This is a genomic window from Vibrio penaeicida (assembly GCF_019977755.1).
GTDB lineage: Bacteria > Pseudomonadota > Gammaproteobacteria > Enterobacterales > Vibrionaceae > Vibrio > Vibrio penaeicida.
Genome location: NZ_AP025144.1, coordinates 2,881,316 through 2,894,737, shown reverse-complemented (window position 1 = coordinate 2,894,737; position 13,422 = coordinate 2,881,316). Strand labels below are relative to the sequence as shown.

Sequence of the window (13,422 nt, the reverse complement as noted above, 5' to 3'; positions counted from 1 at the left end):
CAAGGGCGCGGTCCCCTTTTTGTTGTGCGAACTAACCGAGTTCCACGTCTTTTGGTCTCAACTGGAATTCTTCCACAGAGCCAATTTCTAACCCTTCATTCAAACAAGGATCATCTTGGTGTTCATTGCCTTTGCTATGCATAATCAAGCGGTTCGAGGTGCGAGGTTTTAATACGCTGACGACGAAGCGAATCATTTCACTGCGAGTCAGTGTTTTTAGCTCTTCGAGTACTTTGTCTCTTTGACTGAATTGATGATCTTTGTTACCAATCGCTACCCATAAACGCTGAGCTCGACCTCTTAAATTATTATCAGGTGTTGCGATTTGGCTCCAGAGCCCTTTCTTACTGCTTTGCCATTGGTATTCGTTGAGCTCAAGCAGCACCATGTAAAACGCATTTAAGAATTCATCTATTGCTGAAAGCAAATCAATCGGTGCAGCATTGGGCGATTGTACGTACAGCACTAAACCGGGATGGCGGTTTAGGGGTAAATTCCCCGTTCCTACCATATAACCAAGCTGTTGCTTCGTCCGAATTTCATGAAAGAAAGTCGCCGACATCAAATGGTTGGCTAAGGAATGCAGCGCAATGCTTCTCGGGTCAATTTCGGGTGATTGGTAGTAAATAACAATCGCAGAATCCGCTTGGTTACACTGAACTTCACGTTGAAATGTGCCATTACTTCCTAGCATGACAAGAGGGCGTAGTGATTCTTCATAGCGTTGGTCTTTTACACGCAGTGCATTTTTAATGGTCTCGGCAAGCTCAATCGACTGAGATTGATTCCAGTCACCATAGACAAACAGCTCCACATGTAATTCGTTCAAAATGGTGTCGACAAATTCAGGTAGCTCGTCCAATTCAATGGATTCTAACGCCTCAATTAGCTCCGGATAAGGGGGGTTATTCGGTTGAAGAAGCCCCGTCATCGCATTAAACAACTGAGACACTGGGCGATCTTTTGCGGCGTTTTTCCAATTGCGTAGCATTTGTTGTTTGATTGTATCGAAACGGCTAGAACGGAAATCTCGGTTTGCGAAACGGGTTAAAATAACATTGAGTAATTGAGGCTGCTTCTGGCTAAAGCCACTGAGCGTTAACGTTACACCGCCCTGATGCGCGTACATATTGTAGCCCATGCCTGCTATTTCAGCTTGGTAAGTTTCTTTTACTAAAGCGTCGAGAAACAGCTCAACGCATAACCGCGTTTGAACAATTTTTCGTGGGGTAGAAACGGCATGAGGGCTATCAATGGCAAGATAGAGCACCCCTTTAGGAACTCTAAAATCTTTCTCTTGAAGGTGCCACAAACGAAAACCGGGAAGATCTTGTATCAACTTGGGTTTGGTTTCATTCCCTTCCAAAGGCTGTGGCGTCAGGTCATAGCAAATGTATGGGTTGACCTCAGGCAGTGTTAGTTCAGGGTTAAGAGCAACTTCTTTCCAGCGGCTGGTTTGCTCGTCTGTAAAGCGCTTCACAGAATAGGGTGTGTCATACCATTTTGCGACTTTGTTGCATTCCACACCTTTGGCGATCAACGTCAATCGCATATTGTCTACCGTGAAATATTCGGTAACCTTGCTAAGCAAAGCGGTATCAAAATGAGCCATTTTGTAATCACCATACACCACGTCTTCTTCAGGGTAGTGGTGAAGGTTCATGACTAGATGGCTGACTAAATCGAGCGGTCTGGCTGCTTCTTGAAACTGAAAAGCAGATTCTAATACGGCTTGCTTTTCTTTATAACGCCATTCATCAAAACCAGAATCAGTGATTAATTTTATGTACGCAAAAGTGGCTTCAACAATATCATCGACGTGATCTAAGCCTTCCTGAGTTAAGGTGCAACTTACGGAGAACTCGCGGAAATTGCTGCCGCTCATTCCGCCGCCCGCAGCCAATCCATTGATCCAGCCAAGCTCTTTGAGATAAAGCATTAAACTCCCTTCTCCTTCATAACCCAATAGGTGGGCAAAGTAGGAAAGAGGTTTAGATGAGTAATGCTCGTCCATACAAGGTAAAGTGAAAGCGAGCACTAACTTACGAGAATCCTTCTCAGGTTCAACTTGGACGTAACACGAGGGTAATTCAGGGTTAGTAAGAGGAACCGTCACTTTCTTGCCAAACAAACGGCGGTTTTGAATAGGGGAGAACAAGTCTTCGACCCATCGCTCTAATTCATCCAACTCTTGTGGGCCGACTATGGCAAGCGTCATCAAATCGGCAGAGTAGTGGGTGCCATAAAATTCGATGATTTCTTCACGAATAGAACTTCCTTCTCTATCAGACAAGGTTTCAACGTTACCAACCGAAAACTTGGAAAAAGGATGTTCCGGGTTGACCACTTCTTTGTGTACTTGAAATAGCCGACGCATATCGTCTTTTAGCTTTAAACGGTATTCAGACTCAACTGCCTGACGCTCTTTTTCTAGGGCATCAGGGTTAAATAGAGGAGCAATGAAGAACTGGCTGAATCGTTTTAAACTGCGCTCAAATGCATTCGGTGACACATCGAAAAAGTAACAAGTGTGTTCAGTTCCCGTCCATGCGTTATTATTTCCGCCATGTTGGCTAATAAAAGCTTGAAATTCGCCTGTCTTCGGGTATTTTTCTGTGCCCAAAAACAGCATATGCTCAAGATAATGAGCCAGACCTTCTCTGTCTGAAGGATCGTCGAAATGCCCTACATTGACAGCTAGAGCAGCTGCCGATTTTTGAGCATGTTCATCGCGGACAATGAGAACTCTTAAGCCGTTGTTTAATTTAATATAACGATATTGGTTGCTGTCGTTGGGGCTCAGGTACACAAGTGTGTCTCCGTTATAGCTATTGAGTTAATTATGACTGCCTAAATGCGTGCTGCAAACCAAAAGCTGTCATTTTTTAATAGATTGTTAACGAAGTCAGAGTCTTTGGGCATTGACTTGATATAATTAAAGAGCAGTTCGGTTCAATTCATTGATGCGTGCTGCCCCGTAGATCGAAACAAAAACAAAGAAGCCGATAAAAGTGGTTCGGCATACAAACGGGTACAACCGAATGAAAATATTTATTATGCGTCACGGAGAGGCAGAAACGTTTGCCAACAGTGATGCTGAAAGAGCCCTGACTTCTCGTGGAGTCAATCAATCTGTTTTGGTCGCTAAGGCTTGTGCCGAGCAGGGTGAAGCAGAATTTAGTAAAGTCTTGGTTAGCCCTTATTTGCGTGCTCAGCAAACATGGAACGCCATCAAACAATATCTAACCACATCCGATCAAGAAACGAGTGACGACATTACGCCTTATGGCAAATCAGATTATGTCTTCGAGTACATTTGCGCTGCCGCACAAGTGCAGAATCTTGAATCCGTTTTGTTAGTATCACATTTACCGCTGGTCGGTTACCTAACGGCTGAGTTCGTGTCTGACATGACACCGCCTATGTTTCCAACGTCGGGTTTAGTGTGCATCGATTTTGATTTAGAAAAGAGAAAGGGTGAAATGCTTTGGCATATTCACCCTTAAATTTTTTTGAAGCGACTTGACTTGAACTCTGGGTAAGAGGTTATTTATCCGGAATACTGAGTAAGACTAACAGTGCGCCATCGCCGCCAAATTCCAATGGAGCTTGGTGGTATGCCATTACATCTGGGTGTTGTGCCAGCCAGACAGGCACTTTTTGCTTCAATATATGCTTACCGATTCCGTGCATGACACAAGCACAATGCACGCTTTCCTTTATACAATGAGAAATCATTGCGCCCAGTTCGCGTTTGGCTTCTTGTTGAGTCATACCATGCATATCCAAATACACATCCGGCACATAGACGCCGCGTCGTAACCTTTTCACCTCAAACTTCGATACATCAGAACGCGCATAACGAGTCGGTCCATCTTCATCTAGGTGAGGGATAAACTCATCCGAGAAGAAAAATTCATTGTCGGATGCTTCTCGCTTTACTCTTACGGCTTCTTTCTGTTTTGAGTTTCTGTTTGGTTGCTGGACTATGGTATCCTGTTGCAACTTTTTTACGCCCTTTACTGCGTCTCGAAACAGGTCAAAGCCGTCATCCTTATCGTTGTCGTTCTGGCTCATGAGATTCTTAAAAATTTGAAATATGCAGTATTGTAGCGCTTTTCGGAGGCAAATTTGGATAAGATTTTTGTAGATGAAGCGGTTTCTGAACTTCATTCGCTTCAAGATATGATTCGTTGGACAGTCAGTCGCTTTAACGCCGCCGGTCTTTTTTATGGTCACGGCACGGATAACGCTTGGGATGAAGCAGTTCAATTGATATTACCGACACTCTACTTGCCAATCGATGTGCCTTCTCATGTACTGAATTCCCGCTTAACCAGCAGCGAACGATTACGTATCGTTGAGCGAGTGGTAAAACGCATAAATGATCGAACGCCAACTGCTTATTTAACCAATAAAGCTTGGTTCTGCGGGTTGGAGTTCTTTGTTGATGAGCGTGTATTAGTGCCTCGTTCTCCTATTGGCGAGTTGATCGAAGCTCAGTTCCAACCTTGGTTGGTGGAAGAGCCAACACGCATTATGGATTTGTGCACGGGTAGCGGGTGCATTGCGATTGCTTGTGCTCATGCGTTCCCTGATGCGGAAGTGGATGCGATTGATATCTCTTCTGATGCGTTAGAAGTCGCAGAGCAAAATGTTCAAGACCATGGAATGGAACAGCAGGTTTTCCCAATCCGCTCTGACTTATTCCGTGACCTACCAAAAGACAAATACAACCTTATTGTTTCGAATCCTCCTTATGTGGATGAAGAAGACATGAATAGCTTGCCTGAAGAGTTTACTCACGAACCGGAGCTTGGCTTGGCAGCAGGAACGGATGGGTTGAAGTTGGTTCGACGTATTCTAGCGAATGCACCAGATTACCTAACCGACGATGGCATTCTGATTTGTGAAGTTGGTAATTCCATGATTCACATGATAAACCAGTACCCAGACATGCCATTCACATGGATTGATTTTGAAAATGGTGGTCATGGCGTATTTATGATTACCCGAGCACAAATGCTAGAGCATGCAGAAGAGTTCGCTATCTATAAAGATTAGTCGTAACGGTTAACTTATTGATTTAATATTTAAAACGCCAGTTTGATACTGGTGTTTTTTTTATTTTTGCTAGCAAGGGGTTTACAACGCCTGCCTATAAAGCGACTATGAAATCACGAAAAATGACAGGTTTGAACGAAAGACAGGGATGAAGCCTTTAAAAAGAGGTGAAATGTCTTTCAAAACAGAGGAAGTAAATGGCAGGAAACAGCATTGGACAACATTTTCGTGTAACGACATTCGGTGAAAGCCATGGTTTGGCACTGGGTTGTGTCATCGACGGATGCCCTCCGGGTCTAGAGCTAAGTGAAGCCGACCTGCAGGTGGATTTAGATCGTCGCCGTCCTGGCACGTCTCGCTATACCACGCAAAGACGTGAACCGGATGAAGTGAAAATTTTGTCGGGCGTATTTGAAGGTCAAACAACGGGCACATCCATTGGCTTGTTGATTGAAAATACTGACCAACGCTCAAAAGATTACTCCGAAATCAAAGACAAGTTCCGCCCGGGTCACGCCGATTATACTTACCACCAAAAGTACGGTGTTCGCGATTACAGAGGCGGAGGCCGTTCCTCTGCTCGTGAAACTGCGATGCGTGTTGCGGCGGGTGCTGTGGCTAAAAAGTACCTTAAGAAAGAGTTTGGTGTTGAAGTCCGTGCCTACCTTTCCCAAATGGGTGATGTGAAGATCGATAAGGTTGATTGGAACGAAATTGAAAACAATCCATTCTTCTGCCCTGACGTCGATAAAATTGAAGAGTTTGATCAACTGATCCGAGACCTCAAGAAAGAAGGTGATTCAATTGGTGCTAAGATCCAAGTGGTTGCAACGCAAGTACCTGTTGGGTTAGGTGAGCCAATATTTGACCGCTTAGACGCCGATATCGCTCATGCGTTGATGAGCATTAACGCTGTAAAGGGCGTTGAAATTGGTGATGGGTTCGAGGTAGTAAACCAGAAAGGCAGCGAACACCGTGATCCACTTACACCGGAAGGGTTTTCCAGTAATCATGCTGGTGGCATTTTAGGTGGGATTTCGACAGGACAAGATGTGGTTGCGAATATTGCACTTAAGCCGACATCAAGCATTACCGTTCCGGGTGAAACCATTACTCGGAAAGGTGAGCCTACTCAACTGATTACTAAGGGGCGTCATGACCCTTGTGTTGGTATCCGTGCCGTACCTATTGCAGAAGCTATGCTAGCCATCGTTTTGCTGGACCACTTGCTTCGTCATCGTGGACAAAACCACGGGGTGACAACGGAAACGCCTCAGATTTAGTCGCTAGTAGTGACCTAGTCTAATATAGGTTGATATTTGATTAGTTAAAGCGCTCTGATGAGCGCTTTTTTATTGTCTGAATTTTACTGAAAGTGCGACGGCAGTATATTCGCCAGTTCTTCCCAAATAACTTTAGCGGCTTTAGAACGAGTGGCTCTGCCTAAACACAATAGTTGAACGGGTTGAGTACAGGTAACATTGAATGGCTCCAGAATTTGGATAAGTTCTCCCGTACTCATTTCATTTCGAATTAGATTGGGGTCAACCATCGTGATGCCTAATCCTGATTTCACCATATCAATCAGTGCTCGGGCATCATCACAAATCAGAGTTTCGCGAATCGGAATAGGGTGTGTACTTCCTTCCGAATTCTGAAAGTGCCAGTAGCTGTGGTTGCTGCTTTTGCTCTTAAACACTAAGCACTGGTGTACATCCAGCTCTTCAGGGGAAGAAGGCGTTCCATGAGTAAGTAAATAGTCTGGACTGGCTACGCAAACCAAGCTCTTATCACCTATTTTCCTTGCCAGCATAGGAGAGTCTGGTAGGTTGCCAACACGAATTGCAATGTCTACCCGTTCCTCAACCAAATCGACATAGCTGTCGTTAAAGCTCAGCTCAAGCGTTATTTTGGGGTACTTATCTCTGAGCAATTTTATGTGCGGAAGCAGGTATTGATGACCAATTAAGGTTGAGCAACTTACTTTTACTTTCCCGACAGGTGCTTCTTGGAAATCAGACACAAACTCTTCTATGTCATTGAGAATATTTGGTATCCCTTCAGACAACTTCAGTAGCTTGTTTCCACTTTCGGTCAGCACGAGTTTGCGGGTGGTTCTTTGTATTAACCGTTGTTCAACTAATGACTCTAGCTGCGAGATCTTTTTACTGACTGATGATCTCGGCAGGTTAAGATCATTGGCGGCGCCTTGAAAGCTGCCTTTTATGGCAACCAAGCGAAAAATGGGAAGATAGGGAAGCAGCTTGTGTGTATTCATTTATTGGTATCCAAATGGAAACAAAATGATGAGTAATTGGTATCTAATCATGCTTATTACCATGAGGTAGTCTGAGTTTGTGTTCAACCGCAAGGAAAGAAAATCATGAGCTCTAACACAATTTTGATTACAGGTGCAACGGCTGGCATTGGTTTAGCAACAGCAAAATCGTTAAGTGAAAAGGGTCATCGCTTGGTCGTGACCGGGAGAAACTCAGAAAAACTAGAAGCGACTGTGAAATGCTTACAAGGAGAAGTAATCCCAGTTCTATGTGACAGCGAGAAAATGTCGGATATTCAAACTCTAGGGGAAAAGCTAAAGACGGATAACATCCGCTTAGATGGCGTGGTGCTAAATGCTGGCGTGTATTTTCCAAACGAATTGGAGACAACAACGTTAGAAGCCTTTGAGCTAACGATGAATGTTAATTTCAAGGCACCATACTTTACTCTTCAGGCATTGCTGCCTGTTCTAAATAACCCCACAAGCGTTGTTATGGTGTCGAGTCTTGTGGTGAAAAAGGCATTCCCCAGTTCGTCTTTGTATTCGGCGAGCAAAGCCGCGTTAGAAGGCGTTGTTGGGTGCCTGAATGTGGATCTCGCGGAGAAGGGGATTCGTATTAACAGTGTTAGACCGGGTGTAACCGCAACAGAGATTCAAGGAAAAGCGGGTATGAATGATGAAGCATTCGAAGGGCTTAAATCGTTCATGAATACAACGCCTCTTGGGCGTATTCTTGAAACCAGTGACATTGTTCCTGCCATTGAGTATTTGCTCTCTCCTGTATCTGAAGGCATGCGAGGTGGGAGTTTAGATGTGGATGCGGGGCATGCACTATAACGTGATTTCTCTGGCGTGCCATACGCCAGAGATAATTGATTGATATCACAATGCTTTAGTGCAGGGGCTCTTCGGTTTCCAATTGGAAGGAGGGCAGCTTCCATTTGAACCTTACGGCAGCCATTCTTAACAAATAACCCGCGATTAATGTTGCAATGGTGCTTGTAACTTCGTTGATACCAAAATACATCAGCGTTAAATAGAGCACAGAGGCAAGCAGGGCGACAGATGCGTAAAGTTCCTCATGCAAAACGAGAGGAGATTGGCGGCAGATCAAATCCCGAAGTAAGCCACCAAATACCCCTGTCACTACCGCAGATACGATACAAATAATGGGGTGCAATCCCATATTCAGCGCAACTTTTGTCCCGATGATACTGAAAACGATCAAGCCAAGAGCATCTAATCTTATGAACAGCCCTTTTAGTTTGATTACCCACTTTGCAATGCCTGTTGTAACAACACCAGCAACGCATGTAATCACCAGGAACTGAGGGTTTTCAACCCAAGTAAGGGGGTAATGTCCAAGCAAAATATCGCGCACAGTCCCACCGCCAATAGCGGTTGCGCTCGCAACAAACATAACACCGAACCAATCCATGTTCTTTCGACCAGCACTGAGTGCGCCAGTCATCGCTTCCGCTGTGATACCTAAAACATAGAGCGTGCTTAAAAGCATGGTTCCAGACCCAGCAAGTAGAGGAAAAAAAGAGCGGCAATTCTAGTGTGAAATGGCAGAGCTGGCGAGTAAAAATTAGTATGGCATGTGGTTATTTGGATTAGAAAACCTAATGTTGGAGGCATGATATAAGGACAGGACGTAAATTGGGTTTACAAATGAGAAAATCCAAGGAAAATATGCGCTAGAAAGTGACAACATCAAAGCCTTATGTCTCATCAATACACAGATCTTATCGATATATTTAATCGCACCTTCTATGAAGACTTTAATACAAGGTTGGAACTAGGAGGGGATGAACCTATTTACCTGCCTGCAGATCAAGAAAAAGACTACCACCGAATAGTATTTGCACGCGGCTTTTACGCCTCTGCAATGCATGAAATTGCTCATTGGATGGTGGCGGGACCGGAACGCCGGCTTAAAGAAGATTTTGGCTATTGGTATGAGCCCGATGGTCGAACTGAAGCAATACAAGCAGAGTTTGAACGAGTCGAACTTCGCCCTCAAGCGTATGAGTGGATTTTGTCGAAAAGCGCAGGCTTTCCTTTTACGGTCAGTTGTGACAATCTACACGGCGATTTTGAGCCAGATAGACTGAGCTTTATGAGCACAGTGCATAAAGAGGTTTTAGAGATCCTCGAAAGTGGGCTATCACCCCGAATGAGAAGCCTATCTGACGCACTGCGCCACTTCTATAAAACCGATTCTCTTCACCCTGACCAGTTTCAAGTGAAGTAACAGTGAAATAAGAGACCAGAATGATCCTAGAGTACGAAGAAAAAATGCTGGAATTGATTGATTCCAAAGTAGAAACTGCATCAGACGATGAGCTATTTGCTGGTGGCTACTTAAGAGGTCATATTTCATTGTCTGCAGCAGCATGTGAAGCTGCAGGGGAAACGGAAATTACGGATCTTAAAGTCCGAATCGAAGAAAGCTTAGAGGGAGCAAAATCTGAACTGACTCCTGCGGATCGCATTATTGTCAGTGAGCTTTGGCATCAGCTACATAAGTTACTGCTGAATTAGACCTCGCGTTATTCAGAATATTTTTCAAAAACGCATTGAGTTTTACAGGTCGTAAATCCTACATTTTCGTAAAACTGGTGCGTTTCCTTTCTCGTTTCACTGCACCTTACTCGCCACTTTCCTGAATGGCTAGACATCGCATGATCAACGAGTAACTTTCCAATGCCTAATCGCCTCGCTGACGGACATACTACCATTCCTCCGATTTCATAAAAGCTCTCGGACGCCAGCCTCAAAGCATGAAAACAATGAAGCCAACCAACCATATCCTTCTTTTGTTCTGAGTTTACTGATTCTGCGACGTATACCCAATGGTCACTGCTTTCAATGAGTTTGTTAAGCCGTAAACGTGCTTCGCTTTGGCTGGAATTTTTGTATTGTAGATGTTGAGAAAGTGGCATGATGGCATCCACGTCATCCGCTCTCGCTTTTCGTATAGTGAGCAAAGATTTTTCCTTATCTGAGTGAAGATTTACTGTTTCCACAAAACATTAATCGAATCCGCGCAGAGGTAGCAGAATGGTTTGCAGCCAGTTCTCTTTGGCGTAGTGGGTACTCCCATCTGTGACATGCAAAGTGAAAGCCTGCCTCGATTTTGCAGAGCGGTTAGGCGCACTGTAATGGGGAAGCAGCCCTTGAAAAATAACTAAACTACCCGCTTTGACTTCCACAGGAATACCGCTTTTTTCAGTTGGCCATGGTGTATCGTCAAGCTTAACCATTTCGATGTTATCCCCATCTCGATTAAACCGCTCTCGAAGAGGTCCTGTGTGACCTTTTGGCTCTACCCACAAACAGCCGTTTTCCAAGGTGGCATCCTCTATGGCAAACCAATACGTAACAACGCTTTGCGGTGTGGTGAAGAAAAACGTCGCGTCTTGGTGCCAATTCACGACACCACCAATTTTGGGTTGCTTGAAAATGTACATGGATTGACGAATTTCAGGTTCATCTACACCGATATCATTGGCTATGTCTCCAAGAACTGGTAGATGGCTGAACTCACGAAATACAGGGTCGAGTTCATGTAATGCATGACCGATTTTATTGATGCACAAAGCTTTTTGCTCAATCAGTTGACCGTTCTTATCGAATGCTTCCTCTTCAAAGAAGCAACGAACTTTTTCCGCCGAATCGAGAAAATAGCTGTCCCCAGTTCGATCATTGTCATTGGTAGTGAATATAGAAGTGGTGATATCTGGTTTCCATTCGTCAACAATCTTCGCCGCTCGTTGCTTCAATTCGTTCAACGTTTCTACGGGAATCATTTGATCAAGAACCAAATAGCCCTGCTCGTGATACTGCAAAACTTGTTGCTGACTTAGCATGGGTAAACTCTAAAATTTTGCCTGTTTGACGTCTAATATAGGGGGTATGTGGTTAATTGTAAAAGAAATGTTAACTTATGTGTGATGTTGATGGGCAATAAAATAAGGCGCTTAAAGCGCCTTATTTTCGATTATGGGAGGATTACAATCCCGTAATGGTTTTCCCCTTACGCAGCCTTCTAACCCACATTCGAGAGGGGTGCAGTTCATTTAACGTATCCACAGCGAATGGCATGGGGTCTTGGCAAATTTGAGAAGCCAATAGTTCACCTAATAACGGGGCAGAGCTTAACCCTCTGGAGCCCAAACCAACCATACAAAAGAGATCGGAATACACGGGGAGGTCAATGACATCTGCTTCGGTTTGATCGCGCAGGTTTGCATATTCGGTCACGATTCTGTCGTAGCGACCAACGGGACCGACAAAGGGTAAGTGGTCCCGTGAAACGCAGCGAATGCTTTGGCGTGAATCCCCTTCGGACACGTCGACATCTTGAGTCCAAGCTTGATTAGGTACGCAGTTGCGCAGCTTTTCTGCATTCTCATTCTGTGCGATTTGATCAAATTCCTTGTCTATGTTGTCTCGGTCATAACTCGCACCAATGCAGTGCTGCATATTGTTTGGGTTATGCGGTGTCAGATATCCGTCGTAGCAAAGAACCGTTTTGAGCTTCTGAAGGTTGTCCGTTGTCGGTATGTGGCTAACTTGCCCTTTTACAGGTGAGGCTGGGATTGTTTTTGAATGTTCGAACTGGCTGAATAAGTGCCCATTCGCAATAACGGCGACTTGATGAGTGAATGTCCCTTGCTCGGATAGTAGGCTCCAACCCCCCTCTACTTCCTCGACACTCTGTATTTCTGTGTCATACATACAGGTTAGGTGACCGCTTTCTTCCAATTCTCTAAGGATTTCATTTGTGAGCTGTTGAGGGCATAACCAACCTCCTAGCGGGTAGTGAACACTTCCCATATCAAAAGTCAGCCCCGTTTTTTCGCATGTCTGGTTTTGATCTAATTTTTGAACTAACTGCTCTGCAAAATCACCCTGTAGCATTTTGCTGAGTTTAGCTTCTGCTTTTTCATTCCATGCTAATTGGGTAACGCCGCACCATTCATGATCAAACTGAAGTGTTGCACTCATTTGCTCCACAAACTGCCTGGCGTACAAAAAGGCAGGAGCAAAAACACGGGAAACGCCTGAGTGAGTACCATTGAGCAACGGGTAGACCGCACCTTGGCGGTTTCCAGACGCTTGCTGTGCAGGTGACGAATCTTTGCAATACAGCGTGGTTTTAATGCCACGACGCGCTAAGCTTTTCGCCAAAGTAGCGCTGGCAATACCACCGCCAATAATCGCGACGTCTTGCACATTGCAGGTCCCCGAGCGATGAAACCATGGCTTAATGTTGGTTGTTGGCACCTTTTGCTCAATGGTACCCACAATCATGTCGCGCTTGGTTCCAAAGCCTTTGACCTTCTTCATAGAGAATCCGGCTTCAATCAGCCCACGACGCACAAACCCAGCAGCCGTGAAGGTGGCACAGGTACAATCTTGTTTCGCTAGCTTGGCCATGCCGTTAAACAGGTCTTGATTCCACATCTCGGGGTTTTTACTGGGTGCAAACCCATCAAGAAACCATGCATCGACAAAGCCTGTTTTAGGCGTTGGCACACTAGGCATGCAGTCTTTAATATCACCAAACCACAAATCCAGCGTTACAGCACCATCTGCAAGCACAATTCTGTGGCAGTCTGGCACGGCTATTGGGTAGTGCCTTTGAAGCTGCTCGGCGTATTCAGCAAGTTCTGGCCAAGATTGATGCGCTTTTTTGAGGTCGTCTTGCGTTACAGGAAACTTTTCGAAGCTGATAAAATGCAGCTCTTTTAGTGGCGTATTCGGATTGGTTTTTCTGAAAGCATCAAACCATTGCCACAGAGCCAAAAAGTTTAAGCCTGTGCCAAAGCCCGTTTCAGCGACAACAAATCGTCTATCGGAGTATTCGTTCCAACGTTCAGGCAATCGATTTTGTGACAAGAAGACATAACGAGTTTCTTCCAGCCCGTTTACATTAGAAAAATAAACATCATCGAATTGATCAGACACAGGGGTTCCGGCTTCATTCCAGCCTAGAACTGCGTTCTTAATGGTCGTCATAGTGGTATGATCTTGGGTAAATGTGCGAGACTATCGCGGATTGTACG

13 protein-coding genes are annotated in these 13,422 nt (G+C 44.7%); 6 read left to right on the top strand and 7 right to left on the bottom strand.

The genetic code is table 11. The features are described from left to right. Positions 1–31 precede the first annotated feature (31 nt). A complete protein-coding gene (locus LDO37_RS12930; RefSeq protein WP_126608691.1) occupies positions 32–2,809 on the bottom strand; it encodes an insulinase family protein in 2,778 nt (925 codons plus the stop codon). A 232-nt stretch (positions 2,810–3,041) separates the two neighbouring features. On the opposite strand from LDO37_RS12930, the gene sixA reads away from it, so the two are divergent. Continuing rightward, complete coding sequence (sixA, locus tag LDO37_RS12925) at positions 3,042–3,506, top strand: phosphohistidine phosphatase SixA (protein ID WP_126608692.1); 465 nt, start codon at positions 3,042–3,044, stop codon at positions 3,504–3,506. Between the two features lie 40 nt (positions 3,507–3,546). On the opposite strand, the gene smrB is transcribed toward sixA, so the two are convergent. Beyond that, a complete protein-coding gene (gene smrB / locus LDO37_RS12920) occupies positions 3,547–4,077 on the bottom strand; it encodes an endonuclease SmrB (RefSeq protein ID WP_101112699.1) in 531 nt (176 codons plus the stop codon). Positions 4,078–4,131: 54 nt separating this feature from the next. Between smrB and prmB the strand changes: the two genes are divergently transcribed. Together prmB and aroC are read left to right on the top strand one after the other, a co-directional pair. Further along, on the top strand, positions 4,132–5,064 hold the full coding sequence (gene prmB, locus LDO37_RS12915) for a 50S ribosomal protein L3 N(5)-glutamine methyltransferase (protein ID WP_101112698.1): 933 nt from the start codon (positions 4,132–4,134) through the stop codon (positions 5,062–5,064). Between the two features lie 197 nt (positions 5,065–5,261). Then, positions 5,262–6,347, top strand: a complete 1,086-nt coding sequence (gene aroC / locus LDO37_RS12910; RefSeq protein WP_126608693.1) for a chorismate synthase — start codon at positions 5,262–5,264, stop codon at positions 6,345–6,347. Between the two features lie 83 nt (positions 6,348–6,430). Here aroC and LDO37_RS12905 read toward each other — a convergent pair whose 3' ends face one another. After that, the gene (locus tag LDO37_RS12905) at positions 6,431–7,342 is read right to left on the bottom strand and encodes a LysR family transcriptional regulator (protein WP_126608694.1); all 912 of its coding nucleotides are present in this window, start codon (positions 7,340–7,342) and stop codon (positions 6,431–6,433) included. A 105-nt stretch (positions 7,343–7,447) separates the two neighbouring features. Here LDO37_RS12905 and LDO37_RS12900 point away from each other — a divergent pair, with 105 nt between their 5' ends. Next, the gene (locus LDO37_RS12900; RefSeq protein ID WP_126608695.1) at positions 7,448–8,182 is read left to right on the top strand and encodes an SDR family NAD(P)-dependent oxidoreductase; all 735 of its coding nucleotides are present in this window, start codon (positions 7,448–7,450) and stop codon (positions 8,180–8,182) included. A gap of 55 nt (positions 8,183–8,237) precedes the next feature. Here the strand turns inward: LDO37_RS12900 and LDO37_RS12895 are convergent, their stop codons facing one another. Then, complete coding sequence (locus LDO37_RS12895; protein ID WP_101112691.1) at positions 8,238–8,861, bottom strand: trimeric intracellular cation channel family protein; 624 nt, start codon at positions 8,859–8,861, stop codon at positions 8,238–8,240. Between the two features lie 210 nt (positions 8,862–9,071). On the opposite strand from LDO37_RS12895, the gene LDO37_RS12890 reads away from it, so the two are divergent. Both LDO37_RS12890 and LDO37_RS12885 read left to right on the top strand, forming a co-directional pair. Beyond that, positions 9,072–9,602, top strand: coding sequence for an elongation factor P hydroxylase (locus LDO37_RS12890; protein WP_126607032.1), 531 nt, complete (start codon positions 9,072–9,074; stop codon positions 9,600–9,602). A gap of 20 nt (positions 9,603–9,622) precedes the next feature. Further along, positions 9,623–9,892 (top strand): YfcL family protein, encoded by a 270-nt coding sequence (locus tag LDO37_RS12885; protein ID WP_101112687.1) that lies wholly within the window; start codon positions 9,623–9,625, stop codon positions 9,890–9,892. Between the two features lie 8 nt (positions 9,893–9,900). On the opposite strand, the gene LDO37_RS12880 is transcribed toward LDO37_RS12885, so the two are convergent. From LDO37_RS12880 to mnmC, 3 genes are all read right to left on the bottom strand, one after another. Then, complete coding sequence (locus LDO37_RS12880; RefSeq protein ID WP_224055231.1) at positions 9,901–10,338, bottom strand: GNAT family N-acetyltransferase; 438 nt, start codon at positions 10,336–10,338, stop codon at positions 9,901–9,903. Between the two features lie 45 nt (positions 10,339–10,383). Continuing rightward, a complete protein-coding gene (locus tag LDO37_RS12875; RefSeq protein ID WP_126607031.1) occupies positions 10,384–11,220 on the bottom strand; it encodes a phytanoyl-CoA dioxygenase family protein in 837 nt (278 codons plus the stop codon). Between the two features lie 142 nt (positions 11,221–11,362). Continuing rightward, a complete protein-coding gene (gene mnmC / locus LDO37_RS12870; protein WP_126607030.1) occupies positions 11,363–13,375 on the bottom strand; it encodes a bifunctional tRNA (5-methylaminomethyl-2-thiouridine)(34)-methyltransferase MnmD/FAD-dependent 5-carboxymethylaminomethyl-2-thiouridine(34) oxidoreductase MnmC in 2,013 nt (670 codons plus the stop codon). Positions 13,376–13,422 lie beyond the last annotated feature (47 nt).

Coding starts and splice junctions, on each gene's coding strand:
- LDO37_RS12890 (WP_126607032.1), top strand. CDS start 9,072: ATGTCTCATCAATACACAGATCTTATCGATATATTTAATCGCACCTTC.
- LDO37_RS12900 (WP_126608695.1), top strand. CDS start 7,448: ATGAGCTCTAACACAATTTTGATTACAGGTGCAACGGCTGGCATTGGT.
- LDO37_RS12875 (WP_126607031.1), bottom strand. CDS start 11,220: ATGCTAAGTCAGCAACAAGTTTTGCAGTATCACGAGCAGGGCTATTTG.
- mnmC (WP_126607030.1), bottom strand. CDS start 13,375: ATGACGACCATTAAGAACGCAGTTCTAGGCTGGAATGAAGCCGGAACC.
- LDO37_RS12885 (WP_101112687.1), top strand. CDS start 9,623: ATGATCCTAGAGTACGAAGAAAAAATGCTGGAATTGATTGATTCCAAA.
- sixA (WP_126608692.1), top strand. CDS start 3,042: ATGAAAATATTTATTATGCGTCACGGAGAGGCAGAAACGTTTGCCAAC.
- LDO37_RS12895 (WP_101112691.1), bottom strand. CDS start 8,861: ATGCTTTTAAGCACGCTCTATGTTTTAGGTATCACAGCGGAAGCGATG.
- LDO37_RS12905 (WP_126608694.1), bottom strand. CDS start 7,342: ATGAATACACACAAGCTGCTTCCCTATCTTCCCATTTTTCGCTTGGTT.
- aroC (WP_126608693.1), top strand. CDS start 5,262: ATGGCAGGAAACAGCATTGGACAACATTTTCGTGTAACGACATTCGGT.
- smrB (WP_101112699.1), bottom strand. CDS start 4,077: ATGAGCCAGAACGACAACGATAAGGATGACGGCTTTGACCTGTTTCGA.